At 34.7% G+C, this 16846-nt stretch carries 16 protein-coding genes and 1 riboswitch; of the genes, 1 reads left to right on the forward strand and 15 read right to left on the reverse strand.

Annotated elements, in window-relative coordinates; genetic code table 11:
* Positions 1-36 precede the first annotated feature (36 nt).
* The 3 genes from yihA to D7I46_RS04010 all read right to left on the reverse strand — a co-directional run bounded on the left by yihA (position 37) and on the right by D7I46_RS04010 (position 2750).
* The gene (gene yihA / locus D7I46_RS03995) at positions 37-624 is read right to left on the reverse strand and encodes a ribosome biogenesis GTP-binding protein YihA/YsxC (RefSeq protein WP_120771711.1); all 588 of its coding nucleotides are present in this window, start codon (positions 622-624) and stop codon (positions 37-39) included.
* On the reverse strand, positions 624-1856 hold the full coding sequence (clpX, locus tag D7I46_RS04000; RefSeq protein WP_120771712.1) for an ATP-dependent Clp protease ATP-binding subunit ClpX: 1233 nt from the start codon (positions 1854-1856) through the stop codon (positions 624-626). The genes yihA and clpX overlap by 1 nt, the downstream gene beginning before the upstream one ends.
* Positions 1857-2249: 393 nt before the next feature.
* On the reverse strand, positions 2250-2750 hold the full coding sequence (locus tag D7I46_RS04010) for a dihydrofolate reductase (protein WP_120771714.1): 501 nt from the start codon (positions 2748-2750) through the stop codon (positions 2250-2252).
* A gap of 359 nt (positions 2751-3109) precedes the next feature.
* Between D7I46_RS04010 and D7I46_RS04015 the strand changes: the two genes are divergently transcribed.
* Positions 3110-3619 carry a tRNA (cytidine(34)-2'-O)-methyltransferase gene (locus D7I46_RS04015; RefSeq protein WP_120771715.1) on the forward strand — a complete coding sequence of 170 codons (510 nt, stop codon included), beginning with the start codon at positions 3110-3112 and terminating at the stop codon, positions 3617-3619.
* A gap of 51 nt (positions 3620-3670) precedes the next feature.
* Here the strand turns inward: D7I46_RS04015 and D7I46_RS04020 are convergent, their stop codons facing one another.
* The 12 genes from D7I46_RS04020 to D7I46_RS04075 all read right to left on the reverse strand — a co-directional run bounded on the left by D7I46_RS04020 (position 3671) and on the right by D7I46_RS04075 (position 16807).
* Positions 3671-4978, reverse strand: a complete 1308-nt coding sequence (locus tag D7I46_RS04020; RefSeq protein ID WP_120771716.1) for a nucleobase:cation symporter-2 family protein — start codon at positions 4976-4978, stop codon at positions 3671-3673.
* Between the two features lie 74 nt (positions 4979-5052).
* Entirely contained in the window at positions 5053-5649 is a 597-nt protein-coding gene (locus tag D7I46_RS04025; RefSeq protein ID WP_120771717.1) for a xanthine phosphoribosyltransferase, read from the reverse strand.
* Positions 5650-5897: 248 nt separating this feature from the next.
* A riboswitch (purine riboswitch) is annotated at positions 5898-5995 on the reverse strand.
* A gap of 282 nt (positions 5996-6277) precedes the next feature.
* Positions 6278-9088, reverse strand: a complete 2811-nt coding sequence (locus D7I46_RS04030) for a hypothetical protein (RefSeq protein WP_120771718.1) — start codon at positions 9086-9088, stop codon at positions 6278-6280.
* Between the two features lie 221 nt (positions 9089-9309).
* Positions 9310-10026: a MurR/RpiR family transcriptional regulator gene (locus tag D7I46_RS04035; RefSeq protein ID WP_120771719.1), complete on the reverse strand. Its 717-nt coding sequence runs from the start codon at positions 10024-10026 to the stop codon at positions 9310-9312.
* Between the two features lie 209 nt (positions 10027-10235).
* A complete protein-coding gene (locus tag D7I46_RS04040; RefSeq protein WP_120771720.1) occupies positions 10236-10535 on the reverse strand; it encodes a hypothetical protein in 300 nt (99 codons plus the stop codon).
* On the reverse strand, positions 10535-10855 hold the full coding sequence (locus D7I46_RS04045) for a hypothetical protein (RefSeq protein ID WP_120771721.1): 321 nt from the start codon (positions 10853-10855) through the stop codon (positions 10535-10537). Before D7I46_RS04045 ends, D7I46_RS04040 begins: the two co-directional genes overlap by 1 nt.
* A 1-nt stretch (position 10856) precedes the next feature.
* Positions 10857-12518, reverse strand: coding sequence for a lipase family protein (locus D7I46_RS04050; RefSeq protein ID WP_120771722.1), 1662 nt, complete (start codon positions 12516-12518; stop codon positions 10857-10859).
* Entirely contained in the window at positions 12511-12963 is a 453-nt protein-coding gene (locus tag D7I46_RS04055; protein ID WP_120771723.1) for a hypothetical protein, read from the reverse strand. The genes D7I46_RS04050 and D7I46_RS04055 overlap by 8 nt, the downstream gene beginning before the upstream one ends.
* A gap of 289 nt (positions 12964-13252) precedes the next feature.
* Positions 13253-14242: a GMP reductase gene (gene guaC, locus D7I46_RS04060; protein WP_120771724.1), complete on the reverse strand. Its 990-nt coding sequence runs from the start codon at positions 14240-14242 to the stop codon at positions 13253-13255.
* Positions 14243-14506: 264 nt separating this feature from the next.
* Positions 14507-15118, reverse strand: coding sequence for a TIGR01906 family membrane protein (locus D7I46_RS04065; RefSeq protein WP_120771725.1), 612 nt, complete (start codon positions 15116-15118; stop codon positions 14507-14509).
* 142 nt (positions 15119-15260) lie between these two features.
* Positions 15261-16034, reverse strand: a complete 774-nt coding sequence (locus D7I46_RS04070) for a TIGR01457 family HAD-type hydrolase (RefSeq protein ID WP_120771726.1) — start codon at positions 16032-16034, stop codon at positions 15261-15263.
* Positions 16035-16054: 20 nt separating this feature from the next.
* Positions 16055-16807: an acyl-ACP thioesterase domain-containing protein gene (locus D7I46_RS04075; RefSeq protein WP_120771727.1), complete on the reverse strand. Its 753-nt coding sequence runs from the start codon at positions 16805-16807 to the stop codon at positions 16055-16057.
* Between the last annotated feature and the right edge of the window lie 39 nt (positions 16808-16846).

The following is a 16846-nucleotide window of genomic DNA, read 5'->3' on the forward strand; positions in this document are numbered from 1 at the left end:
GCAGAAAATGCTATGAATCTCTTCATAGCATTTTTTTCAGAGATATTTTAAAATAGCTTGCCAAGCTTCCTCAATCCCTGTTTTATCGGCTGATGAAAAAATAACGAAGTCATCTGTACTATCAAACTTGATAGATTTTTTTATGACAGATTCGTGCTTATTCCATTTTCCACGAGGGATTTTATCGGCTTTTGTCGCAACCAGTATAACGGGAATATGATAATATTTCAAAAATTCATACATCATAATATCATCTTCAGACGGTTCATGTCGAATATCGACAAGACTCACTACTGCACGAAGATTTTCACGAGTTGTCAAATATTCTTCAATCATTTTGCCCCATTTTTCACGCTCTTTTTTAGAAACTCTAGCGTAACCATACCCTGGAACATCGACAAAATGAACTTGGTCATCAATATTGTAAAAATTTAAAAGCTGTGTTTTACCTGGTTGTCCAGAAGTTCTGGCAAAATTTTTACGGTTAAGTAAAGTATTGATAAAACTAGATTTTCCCACATTAGAGCGACCTGCAAGAGCTATTTCAGGCCAATCATTTTCTGGATATTGCTTTTTCGAAGCGGCAGAAATTGTTAGTTTTAGATTATTCGTATTAATCGCCATTATTCACCAGTTTCTCTTATCATTTTAGGTTCTTGTGTTCCCTCAACGACTGCTTGATTGATGACTACCTTTTTAATGTCCTCATGGCTTGGAACTTCAAACATAACATCCATCATTACTTCTTCAATAATAGAACGTAAACCACGTGCTCCAGTTTTGCGTTCTATCGCTTTTTGGGCAATCGCACGAAGCGCCTCTTCTTCAAATTTTAACTTGACATCATCAAAGGACAACAATCGTTTGTATTGTTTAATCAAAGCGTTCTTTGGCTCGGTTAAAATACGAATTAAATCATCTTCTGTCAAACGCTCCAGAGCCGCAACAATAGGAAGACGTCCAATAAATTCTGGAATCAGTCCGAATTTTTGGATATCTTCTGCAATGATTTCTTGCATATAAGAATCCCCCTCATCGAGTTTCTTATTATTTGCTCCAAAACCAATAATTTTTTCGCCTAATCTTTGTTTAACGATTTCTTCAATACCATCAAAAGCTCCACCTACGATGAAGAGGATATTTTTAGTATCAATTTGAATCATTTCTTGGTTAGGGTGCTTGCGTCCACCTTGTGGCGGAACACTTGCAACAGTCCCTTCAATGATTTTTAAAAGAGCTTGTTGTACCCCTTCTCCTGATACATCGCGTGTAATGGAAACATTCTCTGACTTTTTGGCAATTTTATCGATTTCATCAATGTAGATAATTCCTCGTTGAGCGCGCTCAATATTGAAATCGCTTGCTTGGAGAAGTTTTAGGAGAATATTTTCTACATCTTCTCCAACATAGCCTGCTTCAGTTAGGCTTGTTGCATCCGCGATAGCAAAAGGTACATTGAGTGATTTTGCTAATGTTTGGGCAAGAAAGGTTTTACCTGAACCTGTAGGTCCAATAAGAAGAATATTTGATTTTTGAAGTTCAATGTCATCATTCTCTTTACTGCCTGCAAAGTTAATTCGTTTGTAATGATTATATACGGCTACGGCAAGCGCACGTTTTGCGCGTTCTTGTCCAATGACGTATGCGTTCAACTGTTCCAGCATTTGCTGCGGTGTTTTAATTTCAAGCATTTCAGAGGCCAGTTCTTCACGTGTTTCTTCTTCCAGAATACGTGTTGATAACTCAATACATTCATTGCAGATATAAACATCTGAGCCTGCAATCATCTTTTTTACATCATCTTGGTTTTTCCCACAAAATGAACAATAAATATTTGGAGTTTGTGTATTTGACATGGTGTTATTCGTTTCTATAGCTGTTTGTTATACTTTCCAGTAAAGTAAAATAATCTTAATATGGAAACTCTGTTTCTTAAAATAGAGTTCCAAAAAAAGCATGGATAGAATTCACTAAATTAGTGAAAGCATTAAGGAGAAAGAGCGTTCCTAACCCCCATCGCTTTTTTCTAAAACATTGAATGGAAATAACGACACAGATCCAACAGAGGATAGCTGTGAAGAGTCCAAAGATTGATTTTGTCATATTTGAGCTCACTTTTTATACTATGGCCAATTTATCGTAAGAAATGATGATATATTGGCATTATTATGAAACTTTGTAATGCTATCTGTTGTTTTTCCCAAAGTCGCATAACATTGTTTTAAGAGCAAATTTTAGATTAGCTGCTCTTAATTCACCTTTTCATATTTTTTGATTATAAAGTCATAGGGATTTTTTGCATCTTTCTCATACATTTTCTTTGATATTTCAGTAAATTTGCTAAAATCAAAACTGCTTGGAAAGTAAGCATCACCCTCAAATACGCCCTGAACAATTGTACGATAGATCTGTTCAAGGTCTGATTCAAAGAGTTTCAGAATTTCCGCTCCACCAGTAATAAATAAAGATTTGTTTTGTGCTTTATACCACTTGAGAACATCTTCTTTACTGTTCATGATGATTACATTTGGATTTTCTGACACATAGTTTTTGTCGCGAGTAAGAACGATACTAATCCGACCTGGTAAAGCACGTTTTTTCATACCATCAAAGGTTTTACGCCCCATCAGGATAACCTGTCCCATCGTAGTCTCTTTAAAATGTTGCTGCTCTGCGGGTAAATGCCAAGGCATTTTTTCTTCTTTTCCAATGAGACCGTGTTCGTCTTCTGCCCATATTCCGATAATCATAGCATACCCTTTCTCTAAAAATTCGCTCCTATCATTATAGCAAAAATTTGCTATTTTCGCTGAATATAATGCTAGGTGTATAAAATTACAATACTAGTTTTTATTTTAATTCATTAGTATTTTTTACTGACGAATAGATACCTTTTTTGTTAAAAATATATGTTTTTTCTTTACAAATTAAAAGATAAGTGTTATCATAATAGACATATTAATTTGTTTCAATCTTGCCTGTTATGATTAAAGCAAATTAGTCCCCCAACTAGACCTCTTGCTGAGATTGACTCCGAGGGGCCTAGTTTTTTTATTTTTATAATAGAAATTTCTGTCAGTACTGACAAACTATGAGAAAGTGTGACTTTATGAATCATATTGCTCTTTTTGAACCTCGTATTCATTTTAACACAGGTAATATTGCAAGAACTTGCGCAGCCACAAACACAGTGCTTCACTTGATTGAACCATTTGGATTTGAAATTTCAGACAAGCATTTGAAACGGGCTGGTTTGGATTATTGGGATAAGGTAAATATTGTTTACCATAAAAGTTTGGAAGCGTTTATGTCTTCTATTACTGACGGAAGTCAACTGTATCTTGTCAGTAAATTTGCAGAACATGTTTATTCTGATGTCGATTATTCTGATGATGGTCTTGACCATTATTTTCTGTTTGGTCGTGAGGACACAGGATTACCCAAAGCATTTATGAATGAACATCGTGATGAATGTATCCGAATTCCAATGAATGACGAGCATGTCCGCTCTTTGAACTTATCAAATTGTGCCTGCATGATTGTCTATGAAGCGCTAAGGCAGCAAGATTTTCGTGGATTGGAACTCATTCACACGTATGAAAAAGATAAGTTAAAATAGCTATCAGTAAAGCAAATAAATAAAAAAACTCTGTCAGTACTGACAGAGTTTTTATTTTGCAAGTTTAACTTCTTTCTTTACTTTTGAAGACGTTTCTGACTTTTTATGATTAAAAACAAGATTTAAGATAATCGCTGAAGCGGTGCTCATTACAATCCCATTCGATACGAACGGTTGGATAAAATTCGGAAGAGCGGAAAATAAATTAGTTGAGTTGAACCCTACCCCCATTGCTACTGATACTGCCGCAATAAGAAGATTTTGATTCCCGTCAAAATTGACTTTACCAAGCATTCGCACACCTTGAGTAGCAACCATGCCAAACATCACGAGCATTGCACCACCCAATACTGGAGTAGGAATTAATTGAGCAATTGCTGCAAACTTTGGAATTAATCCAAGAATCACTAAAAATGTTGCTGTAAAATAAAGAGGTTTACGAGTTTTTATTCCTGATAATTGGACTAATCCAACATTTTGAGAAAATCCAGTATACGGAAAAGTATTGAAAATACCGCCCAAAAATACTGCGAATCCTTCAGCACGATATCCATTACGAAGACGTTTTTCATCAAGATTTTCCCCTGTAATATCTGCTAATGCAAGATAAACACCAGTTGATTCAACAAGTGAAACAACTGCAATGATCATCATCATTAAACAATCTCCCAAATAAAATTTAGGAGCAGCAAAAAAGAAAGGTTGGGGCAGATGAGCCCAAGGTGCTTGAGCAACAGCGTTGACATCAACTAATCCCATTACTGAAGCAAGTAATGTACCAGCCACTAACCCAATTAAAATCGCAATAGAACGAATGAAACCTGTCGCAAAAATATTAATAAGTAAGATAACAATAATAGTAAAAACAGCAAGAATCAAGCTTTGCGTTGTTGGCTTTGCCACATTATTTCCCATATTTCCAATAGCAACAGGAATCAAGCTTAAACCAATTGTTGTGATTACTGATCCAGTTACAATCGGTGGAAAAAGCTTACGAATCTTTGAAAATATGCCAGAAATCAAAAGAACAAAAATTCCAGAAACAATCAGTGATCCAAACATAGCACCTGGACCATGATTATGCCCAATAATAATCAACGGAGCAACCGACTGGAAAGCAACCCCTAAAACAACTGGCAAGCCTACACCAAATTGTTTACGAAGCTGAAGTTGCAGGAAAGTGGCCAGACCACACATGAAAATATCTGTAGAAATAAGATAAGTAAGTTGAGCTGCAGAATAATGCAAAGCTCCTGCAATCATGATAGGAACCAAAATAGAACCTGAATACATTGCCAAAAGATGTTGAAGCCCTAATACTGCGGCTTTAGAATTGTTTTGTTTATTTTTTTGAAACATTTTTTTGATTGTCCCTCTTTGTGGTTTCGACTATACCTGATTTTACAACGGTAAAACCAGATTATTTATCCATGCTATTCGTCGAATGATGAGTCATCTGCTTTAGCAAAAACTACTTCACCTTTTTCGAATTTCTCAATACGAGCAAGACTAACTAACTTTAGTCCCTTATCCAGAAGCTGTTTACGCCCGTCTTGAAAAGATTTTTCGATGACCATTCCTAATCCAACAACTTCTGAATTAGCTTGCTCCATAAGTTTTATCAAACCTAAGGCTGCTTGCCCATTAGCTAGAAAATCGTCAATAATAAGAACTTTATCATTTTCTTCAATAAATTTTTTAGAAATCTGTACTGTTGAAGTCATTTTTTTAGTAAATGAATAAACTTCTGTGGTTAAAAGCTCATCATTCATCGTGATATTTTTGGCTTTCTTAGCAAAAACCATTGGTACATCAAGTGCTTCTGCTGCATAGATTGCTGGAGCGATTCCACTAGCTTCAATTGTAATAACTTTTGTTACTCCTGAATCGGCAAATACATCCGCAAATCTTTTTCCGATTGCTTTCATTAACTTGTAATCAATTTGATGGGTCAAAAAGCGATCAACTTTAAGAATATCATTCCCCAATACACGACCCTCTAAATGAATACGGTCTTCTAATAATTTCATTATTTCTCCCTTATACTTGGCCACTTCTAAACGAATATATCATCGAATCCAGTGGACTACAGCTATATTATTTTACATTTATACCTAACACAACCTGTATCAGTTGAGAATTTTTATTTCTAAAATCACCTGTTTCAAGGTCAAAATTGACTCGGAACATTGAAAATAAGATGAAGTTTTAACAAATAAAAAAACACCCTATCAGCTGATAGAGCGTTTCAAACATACAAAAAAGAATCAAATTTAATTAAAAAATTGAGTTCTCTTATTGTCTCGCATTTACGGTACGAGGTAGAAACGCCCAGCCATATTCTAGGTATAAATAAGATTAGATTTTTGAGTCATTTAAACTCAATATGAATTATATTCTAACATAAAAATGATAAAGAATCTATCAAAAAGAGCAGATTTTCAACTCTTTATATTTGATATCTAAAGATATGAATAATCTCTCTCATCCCATAAAAACAGAAAAACTTCAACAAACATATGGTATATGCTAAACTTGTTATGAAGACGTTTTTCAAAATAATATTTTTCTTTTTAGTAGATCTAATCTTTAATATTCTCATATCTATCTTTAAAGTAAAAGAATGAAAAATCAAACATTGATTTTTCATTCTTTTATTTATTGTTTATATTTTTTTAACCATGCTACTAACACCATAAATAGAACTCCTACTAAACTAAATCCAGGAGCCGAATCTCCCAGATTACCAATGATTCCTTTGGTTTCAGCTGATTGTTGTTTTTGTTCGTTCTTCTCCTGCTCTGATGAATCATTTGCTTCACTTTTCAAAGTATAAACAGGAAGAATCGTTGGATTTCCCTCAAAAAAGTTTCGACTTTCTATGACATAAGAATAAATGTAATATTTACTATTAGGGGTCAACTTTGTAAAATTTGGTGTTTTTTGCCAAATTAATTGATGATATGCCGAATCAGCTTCTGTACTGATTGCATAAATTGCTGTATGGGGGCCATCTATAGTTCGTAAAAGTGGTCGGAACCACTCATGTTTATCAATGATAGTTGAATCAATATTTAGAGTTGTTGCTGTAATTTTATTAACGATCAACTCTACAGAAGGTCCTGGAGCTTTAGTAATTTCACTATTTACTATTAAATTTTCTACTAAATAATAATTATCAGCTTGAGCACCTTCAAGTTTAGCAACATAATTATCATCAACAAGAAGTACCCCTGAACCTGAGTTTCCTGATATCTTACCATCTTCATTGCTCAGATGTTCTCCTTTTAGATTAGCCACTGTTTGAATTAACTCATCCCCTGGCAACACACCAGTAAAATTTGATTCATTGCCTTTATCAATAGAGAAAAGATGTTTACTATTTCGCTCATCAAAATTAGATAACCCATCAAAAACTTTTTTGGCAGTAATTTTGGAAACAAAAGTCACAGGTAAAGGTAAGATTTTTGCTTCTTCAAAGCTTGGTTGAAATTCAGTTGGTTCTCCATCAATCATACGAATCCCTTCAGTGTCACTATCAACAGAATCTACAAGAAGATAGTTACTGATGACATTCTTATTTATTTCACTGACACTCCAGCCTGTGGCAAAAATTTGCTGAGGAAGAATCTCTTGATTAATACCTCTTGAAACATTGCTACTTGCGAACTCTAGTGTTCCTTTATTTATACTAAGGTATACTTTATCATCTGGAATGAGATTAGCAAGCTCTGGGCACTCAAGAATGGTATTCAAGTCAATATTTTTACTTTGGTTATAGGGTTTATCATCAATTTTCCCCTTAGTCCAAGCCACTTTACGTGGAAGGATTGTACCAGAAAATAGTGAGGATAGGAATTCTCTTTTGTCTTCTTCTCTTAGTGCATATTGATTTCCCTCTTCATCTTCGATATGGACATCATTTATTGTCAAAGGAACATTATCAATAATCCCTGTTGGATACCAGTTGACATCAATATCATTGAAATTCCATTCTCCATCATCAACACTTACTTTGAGAACAATTGGAGAAACGGAGTTGACTGTAATTTGAGGTGCTTTTGTAATATTAGCATTTTCTCTTGTTAAGCTTTTTGTTCCATCGTAAACTTTCTCTACATGACCTGCTATAACATCAATATCTTCGAGCCAGAGTTCCTCTGGGTTAAATCTCATAATTTCAGCTTTTTTAAAACTTGGCTGACTCCTTACAGAATAGTTACTATTTTCAGGTGGGGATTGATTAGAAGTTGATTCAAACAACCAATCAGCCTCAATGTCCCAAACACCCACTGAAGAATCTACAAACTGGTGATTAGAAAAACTAGTCGTCAAATTAGTATTTTCTTGATTTTCCCCTTCAACAAATCCTGTCAATATTGGATTTTGAATGACTTGTTTTACCTCTGTCGTCCCATCGTATCTCTTATCCTTTACCTCTCCTGATATCCAATTTAAGGCACGTTTTGAAATACTCGCTGGTCTTACCCGATGAGTAGCTATATAATTTTCAAGTGGCTCCCAATCATAGTTGTAATATGAATCTCCCTGCCTATTCATCGCACCTTCAAAGTCAGTGCCTGAACCTGAATAATAAGGAGTGAGTTTGATGCTATCTACATGAACTTCTAAACCATTCCCCACATCTTTCTGGAGAAATCTTGAACCGACGACATCGTTCGAGTAGATATACATATAGAACATATAGAACTGTGCCGTAAAAGGAGTATTTCCCAAATTCATACTAACAGATGCATTTGTGTTAGAAGGAGTAGCAGAGTGACTTCCATCATAAACCTTACTACTATGTCTCACATATAGGGTTCCAAGATTAATATGTTCTTCTGTAATCTTAAAGGGGTTGATTCTTCCAGTATAAAGCTGTGTGATTATTTTTTCCCTTTCTTCCGAAGTAAGCTCAATCTCTGTATTTACTAGTTTAAAATCTGTAACATTGACTGGTTTATCAACGACATTTCCTGAACTATCGCGTTCAACACTTTGATGAGAGAAAGCAACAGTAGCCGAGTATTCCACTGATACATCATCAATCATAATCTTAGCACGAGTATGAGTTGCAGAAGAAATTGAACTACTTCTATCGAAAATTTTTTCTATACGCCCTGGTAGGACAGTGATATTTTTTATATCCAACAATGCAGGACTAATTTGTTTGGATAGTTCTTGTGTAGGACCAAATTCTGGGACTTGAAGTGGTAACTGAATTTGAGGTAAGCTGGTCTCTGAATTTCTACCAGCTTTTATAGCTCTCTCTTCTTCCGTTCGAGTGCTAGGTTCCTCCTCAGAAACAATTGTTTCTGGGATTATCTTACCCTCTGTGGTTTCTGTAATTTGGAAATTATGTGAAATTTCATCATGGACGGTTGCAAGTACTGGTGAAGTTTCTGCTACTAATAATATTATAATCATTAACAATACTTTCACAGATTTTCCATTAAAATTATTCATATTTTCTCCTTCCTTAGCTAATAGATCTTTTACAATTTATATAGTCAATTGATACCGGTATTTGATTTAGTAGTTTAGAAATCTTATAAAACAAGACATTGGAAGTAAACATTTTTTGTTTAAAATATATGAATTTGTACTTTAAATATATCATAAAGAAATCTATTTCCTTTAAAATCATAAAAAAAAACCAAATCTTTTATATTTAGTTTTTTTATGTGTTATATTTTACAAAATGTTAAAAAGAGAGAATACATAATAATCATAATTGGGGTTTTATCCGTTACATCATAATCATTTATCTTATGCTTTTTCGTATAACAGTATAGTGAAACATCTGAAATTTTAGATAAAGTATTATCAGATAAATCTGTCAAACTTATAACTTTATGATTATTATTTTTCGCATATTTAGCAAGTTCAATAATATATTGATTTTCACCTGTAAGTGATACGAAGAAAAATATTTCATCGGAGTTCAATTTTATTCGCGTTTCAATTTCATTTTGATATTCAAAAATTTGAAATTTGCTTTCCCAAACGTAAAAATTATTCACACTGACCTTCAGTAGTAACCCTGTTTGCTCTAAGGCATAAAAGTTGACTGCTCGTGCTTTTGCCATCATATCGGCAACTTTCTTTTCTCGAACTGCGTCAATTAGATCAAAATTTTTGTTTAAAATATATCTTTGTCCTCTTGATATATTATCCTCTGTTTCGTATTTCAAACATAATTTTAATTCTGAAAAATTTTCATAGCCTAGTTTAGCGCAAAATCGAGTAATTGTATTTGGAGCGATGCATAATTCATTTGCTAGTGTAATGATCTTCATTTGAGAAACAGATTGTATATTCTTTTTTATATAGTCTGTTAATTCTTCTTCGTTAAGTGTCATTTTGTATTTTATGTTTTGTACTCTATCATCGAAATTAAGCATTACTCCACCTCCCGTGAAATTATGTAAAACTAAATACTAGTATGCACCCACTCCGCTCTTTGTTGATTATAACATAATGTCAGTTTCTAACAAAAAGAAATGCAAAATGAAAGTTTTACTGTCTTCTCCTGAAGGAGCTTAAAACGATGCAATGATATAATTGATAAATATTATTAAAGAACTTTAAAAATTACTAAATAAAATCAAAATTAATTATCTAACTTACGGTTAAAATCTCGTTGTTCTTCGTCACGCGCTTCTTCGATTTGCTGCTGTTTTTTTCGAAGTTCCCAATTGTATTCTTCTACAGTCTGTTCAAAGTTTCTGTAAAAAGAATTTGACGAAGTATTGGGCAGATGATGATAAAAATTAGACACAAAATCAGAAAGTTTAGCGGTTTCTTGATAGAAGCGTTGACGATAATCATCTAACCTCTCTTCTGCTTCATTAAGCGCTCTCATTGCCACATCATGAGCTTCTTCAATCTTCCATTTTTCATTATTATTCATCACTCCGCTCCTTCGATTGGACTTTTGAGCTTAGGTTTTTTCAAGGTATGACTGAGATATTCATTAGCAGCATCTGCTCCTTTACCTTCTAGCCCAGATTTTAAATGTGAAACTAGACGATTAGAGGTAAAATCTTTCATTTCTGATGATTGCTGAGTCAGTTTTTGAGATAATTCTATGTTTTCATTCGATATTTCCGCTTTTTTCGCTGATAAAATAGCAAGTATAGCTGTACGTTCTTGTTCTTTCATCGCCGCAGAAAATTGATTATCCAACCAGTCGGTGTCTAAGTAAGGATTATTTGTCATTGCTTCCCACATCCTATTTCCCCCAATTCGTTTGAACTTTTGCTAACATATCGTTGAAACCAGCGGCACCTTCTTTATCCGTTTCCTGAATTTTTTGAGAGATACTCATCAAAGTTTCGGAAAATTGCTCAAGGTTCATTTGAAATTTTGATGCCGCTCTATTTGTATCATCTTCTAGACTCTCATCCCAAAAATTATTCATCTGAAAGTCAGAAAGGAGCATTTCAATTTCGTAAAACTCTAAATAATGTGCAATATTGAAAGCAGATTCTCTCCCTGTAGAAATAGAGTTTTGAACTTTTTCTTTTGAAGTTGAAAGGGTACTTTTGATTTTTGTGACATAATCTTCTGCGGAGAGAACTGCATCTTGAGCTACCGTTTGTAAAAGCTCGGCTCGCAAGACTACTTTTTGACTACTACTAGCACTTTGAATTTGACTTTGAAGTTTGGGAATAGCTTGCTCGTCCCATTTTTTAGCTTCTTTCTTAGCCTTTTTTACGATTTCTTTGTAAGAATTATCAAATTCATCATAAATTTCCTTAGCTTGAGCAGCTGTCATACCTAGCGCCATTAATCCAGTCACACCTCCAGAAAGTGCCGTTAATAGAAGTGTTGTGGGAACACTTACAGCCACTAGGCCTTTAAGTTTACTCAATGTTGTATCAATAAGCGAGGCAAGATTATGACCTGCAACTAACATTTCGGGATGAAAGCTGGCTGAAGCAACTAGAGGGAACCCATTTGCACCCATCTGAAATTCTCCAAAATCATGAGCACTTGATTTATCAAATGTGGTCGTAAAATTAAGCGGAACGATAATGTTGACATGACCAAACTGTTCTTTCAGAGGAGCTGTCCGATTGAGCATACTCACTATGTCCAGCGGATTAACATAGTAGGTTGTTTTATCGCCCAATGCCCTAATCTGTTGGTCAGAAAGTCCCATATTTTTTAAACTTTGTGTGACATCTGGTCCATCAAAGAGAACGATGTTTCCTAAGCGGTTAATTGCGCTTGGGTCATCTTTAATCAGCTGGGCAGCTCCTTGTGCTGAAACCATTGTTCCAAGTGAATGACCTGTGATATTCAATTTGACATTTGGAGCTTGCGCGGATAATTCTGCAATTTTTTCTTTCATTGCAGTTGTTGCGAGTTTAGCTTGAGGAATATGAGCATTATTTAAAGCAAAATTTCCATCATTGTATACCCAGTCGTTAAGATTTTCGACACTTATGGCATCACTACCACGGATGGCAAGATAGGCTTTCTTAGTTTCTTGATTTACAGTTGACGTATCAGTCAGGAAATAAGCATTGAACCCAGCTTTTTCATCCGTAAGTAATCCTTTTTGATAGGTACTCGTAGTATAACTTTCGGTATGATATCCACCATTTGGATTGGGAATACTTAGGCTTGTTTTCACATCAACTGTATGCACTGTGGGATCTGGTTGGAGGTAGACTATACCATTATTAGGAAGTTTTTCTCCGCCTTGAGTTGTCTGATAAACTGGTTTTTCTTTTGTACCAATATTTGTAGTTTTAGACTTGGAAAAATTAAAATATTGTGAAGTATCTTTATTACTTTTTGGAGGAAAATTATTAGGTCTATTACCTGTATATGCAGATTCCGCTAAATCTGCATAAATATTATTAAAGTTTTCTAAATTACTCATACCCTTTCTGACCTCCATCTACTGTAAAAGATTGAGATAAATCAACGGCTTTTATACTAGGTATATCATTAGTATTGTCTAAAGTGAAATCTAATGAAAAGTTTGAATCCTTTATATGATTGAATCCTCCAGAAATTGTTAACCATGTGCTAGAACTGATGGGACCTCCTCCTTCTTGTACTTGAATAGACTCCCAATCCCACTGAATACTTTTAATTTGATGTTCAGAACTTTGAGTCTTGTTTTGACTCATGACAAATTCCGTCATTTCTTTTTCATGTTTTTTAAGATAATCAACTTGCATTTGTCGAGTGCTCTCTTTTGATTGTGCTGTAAAGTTTTTTGTTAAAAAAAGATCGAAAGGTGTTTGTGTCATGATGATTCCTCCTGCGATTAAAATGACTGGGATAGTAACTCCTAATATTATTTTATTTCGTTTTTTCATAACTCTCTCCATGTCTGTTTTTAACAACTTGTTGTTTTATAATTACATTCATTTTACATTGTTTTTTTTGATTTTTCAATAAATAGTGGCATATTAACTAATCTAAATTGAGATATAAAAAAGTTACTCCTATTTAGAGTAACTTTTCATTTTGATATTTAAAATTTAACCACCTATATTTATACTCTTTTGTATCACAATTATTCATCAAAAGATATTTCAAAGTCGATATAATTTAATTTTCAAGGATAAGTTTAAGAAGCTTTGAACACTGATTTTAAATAATGTTTTAAATCGTATCACCATTCCAAATCGAATTTTTGACTACAACATAATCCACTTTTGTCAAGGCACTCAAATCTCGTCCGCCAGCGTAGGAAATCGAGCTTTGCAAATCTTCTTGCATTTCTTTCAAGGTGTCTTTTAGTGAACCTTTATGTGGCAATAGAATTTTCTTTCCTTCGACATTTTTGTGCTCACCTTTTTGATATTCAGAAGCTGAACCAAAGTATTCTTTGAAAAGTTGACCATCTTTTTCTACTGTTTTTCCCGGAGACTCTTCATGAGCAGCAAAGAGAGAACCAATCATTACCATCGTTGCCCCCATGCGAACTGATTTTGCAATATCTCCATTTGTACGAATGCCACCGTCCGCAATGATTGGCTTGCTTGCAGCTTTTGCACACCATCTTACCGCAGCAAGCTGCCAGCCCCCTGTACCAAAACCAGTTTTGACTTTTGTGATACAAACTTTACCTGGGCCAATTCCAACTTTGGTCGCATCTGCTCCTGCATTTTCGAGTTCACGCACAGCCTCTGGTGTACCAACATTTCCAGCAATGACAAAAGATTGTGGCATTAGGCGTTTAATGAGTCGAATTGTTTTGATGACACTCTCGGCATGACCATGCGCAATATCAATCGTGATGTATTCTGGAATCACTGCTTGTGCTGACATTTCACGAATAAAGGCGTGTTCTTCTGCTTTCACGCCAACTGAAATTGAGGCAATGAGTCCTTGTCCATGCATTTTTTTGATGAATGCTAAACGATTTTCTGCTTCAAAACGGTGCATGATGTAAAAGTAGCCTTCTTTTGCTAACATTTCCGCTATTTTATCATCAATAATTGTTTGCATATTTGCAGGCACTACAGGGAGTTTGAAAGTAAATTTCCCAAGAGTTACAGATGTATCAGCTTCTGAACGACTGTTGATGACACATTTGTTCGGAATAAGCTGAATATCCTCGTAATCAAATACTGAGTTTAAACTATTCATATTTTGTTCTCCATAAATGAAAGATTTACAGAAAGACCGACCAAGCCTGTGGCTTCGCTAGTTGAGTGATTTTATATTAACTTAATGAATTTTTCAAGCTCAAAAGTTATAAAAATAAAATCTCTGCCACTCAACTTTCCTTATTCATTTTACCTTAAACAATCGGTTTTTTCTATTTATTTTATTGTTTTCATTATATATTGGCAAAAATAATTCGTCATTTCCGAACTTTTTATAAAAAATACTGACAGAAAGCTGTCAGTGCTATTTTTTTCTGAAATTAAATCCTCGTCGATAGATGATAAAGAATAGGAGTTCATAAACGAGAATGAAAATCAAAAAAGTGTGCATAAAAAATTGTTCTGGTAAAACATTGATAATCGGGTCAGTTGAAGGATCAAATAACCAACTGTTATCACGAAATAGGACTTCGTGAAAAATGACAAAAAACTGGTCAAAGCCGATGAGCAGGGCAAATAATCCAGCAACAATAGGTAAGCCCATGACAATTCTCAAACCATTATGGAAAAAGAGTGAGAGATTTTCTTTCACAAAAATGACAAAAGCTGGAATCAGAACAATTGTCAAACTTAGCGTCAGCATAAACAACATTTTGACTTCCGCAAAATGCTCAAGACCACTCGCTGATGAAGGAAAATCGGGCATATGGAGCTGACCAATAAATGGATTGAGAAGGTAATTCATCAGCACAAGAAAATTATGCCACAAGCGCATAGCTGACATTTGTGCCAAATCAGCAAGGTGATACCATGACATTTCTAAGGCAAATAACGGAATGGAGAGGATAATCGTTAATGTAACTGACAGGGCAATAATCCATAACACACTTAGCCCAAAAATAAATTTATCTCGCATATATTTCTTATATTTTCTTCTGATCATCTTGTCAGTATGCTGACAGAAGTTCATTTTCTTCTAATAATTTCTGTCAGTACACTGACAGAAGTTCATGATTATATTTAGAGCTTATCCTTAAACTGATGGAAACTCTTGCGGGTCAAACGTCCCATTCATCAAGATTTGAAACAACATAAGTTGGCGCAATTGGAAGTTCTGGCACTTCTTCTGGTTTAGTAAAACCTGTCGTAACAAGCAAACTATCAATACCGTTGTTAATCCCTGTACGAATGTCTGTCAAATAGTTATCACCAACCATCAGAATATCTGATTTTTCAAACCCTAATTTGCTGACTGCTTTTTCGGTAATGATTGCTTCTGGTTTTCCGATAATCGTTGCTTTGACACGTGTGGCAGCCTCAATCATCTTGATCAAAGCTCCTGCTCCAGGAGTCAAACCTCGCTCACTTGGCAAATTCAAGTCAGGATTTGTCCCGATAAATGTTGCTCCATTATGAATGGCAAGCGTCGCTAAAACCAACATCTCATAGGTCAGATCTGTATCAAGCGCAACAACGACATAGGCAGGATTTTCACGTTCTTTTTTGTATCCCGCCTCATAGATTGCTTCTTTTAAACCATCTTCACCAATGATATAAACCGTTTTTTCTAATCCCAAATCATTCATATAATCAACTGTTGCAAGACTTGCTGTATAAATACTTGAAAGAGCTGTATCAATGTTAAACTTGTCATGCAGTCGTTTTTGAACAACTCGAGGTGTTTTTGTCGTGTTATTTGTCAACAGAAGATAGGGAATTCCCGCCGCTTGCAAACGATGAATAAAATTTTCACCAGCAGGAATCCGTTCATTACCAAGATAAATTGTGCCATCAAGGTCAATCAAATAACCTTTATACTTTTTATTTGTCATTTTAATTTCTTTCTCATTTTTTATTTACTGACAGAATTTTTGTCAGTAACTTCTGACCAATGAATCTCAATTTGAGTGCTTCCGTCATTAAAATTATGGTGACTTACTAATCCATCCCAACTCATCAGTGCTTGGATTTTCTCACCATAGAGTACCTCATGATTATATTTAATAAATAATTTTGTTGGCTGATGTGATTTGCGGAAATCAAAGTCAATCATATCAGCCGCCCAATCATAATATTTAGCATTATTGACATGACCATTCATATCAAGGGCGGAAAATCGTACAGGATAGACTGCCTGTTCGCATTGCTCAAAATGCTCTAGCTTGTTAAACTTATGAGGACGTAAAATTTTAGAAATCTTCTCCGAGTCATACGGAGCAACGATTTCGTCTAACACCCGTTCAATTTTGCGTGAACTTTTACTCATCAAAACCCATGTCGAATGAATCTCAACCAGTTGATTACCTGCTTCATCTTTAAAATAAAAATTTCGATAGCAAAAAAACTTATTGTAACTTGTGGCTTCTGTTTCAATCATGATTTGCTCATTGAACTCTGGTAACCGTGTAATCTTGACTTCATATTCAATCACAGCCCAAAAAAGATTAAATCGTTCACTCACCCAAACGTCCGAACGTCCAAGCAGCGTTGATTGCTCACCAGAAATTTGTAAAGCTACAGCAAGAATACTTGACATTCTCATTTTCTTAAAAGCATCACTTTCATAGAAAGGCACGCGGTAATTTTGTTGATATTTTAAACCCATTATTGATAACCTCATAAAGTATAGAGCACTATTTTGCTC

It is taken from the genome of Lactococcus allomyrinae (genome assembly GCF_003627095.1).
In the GTDB taxonomy this organism is placed as follows: Bacteria; Bacillota; Bacilli; order Lactobacillales; family Streptococcaceae; genus Lactococcus; species Lactococcus allomyrinae.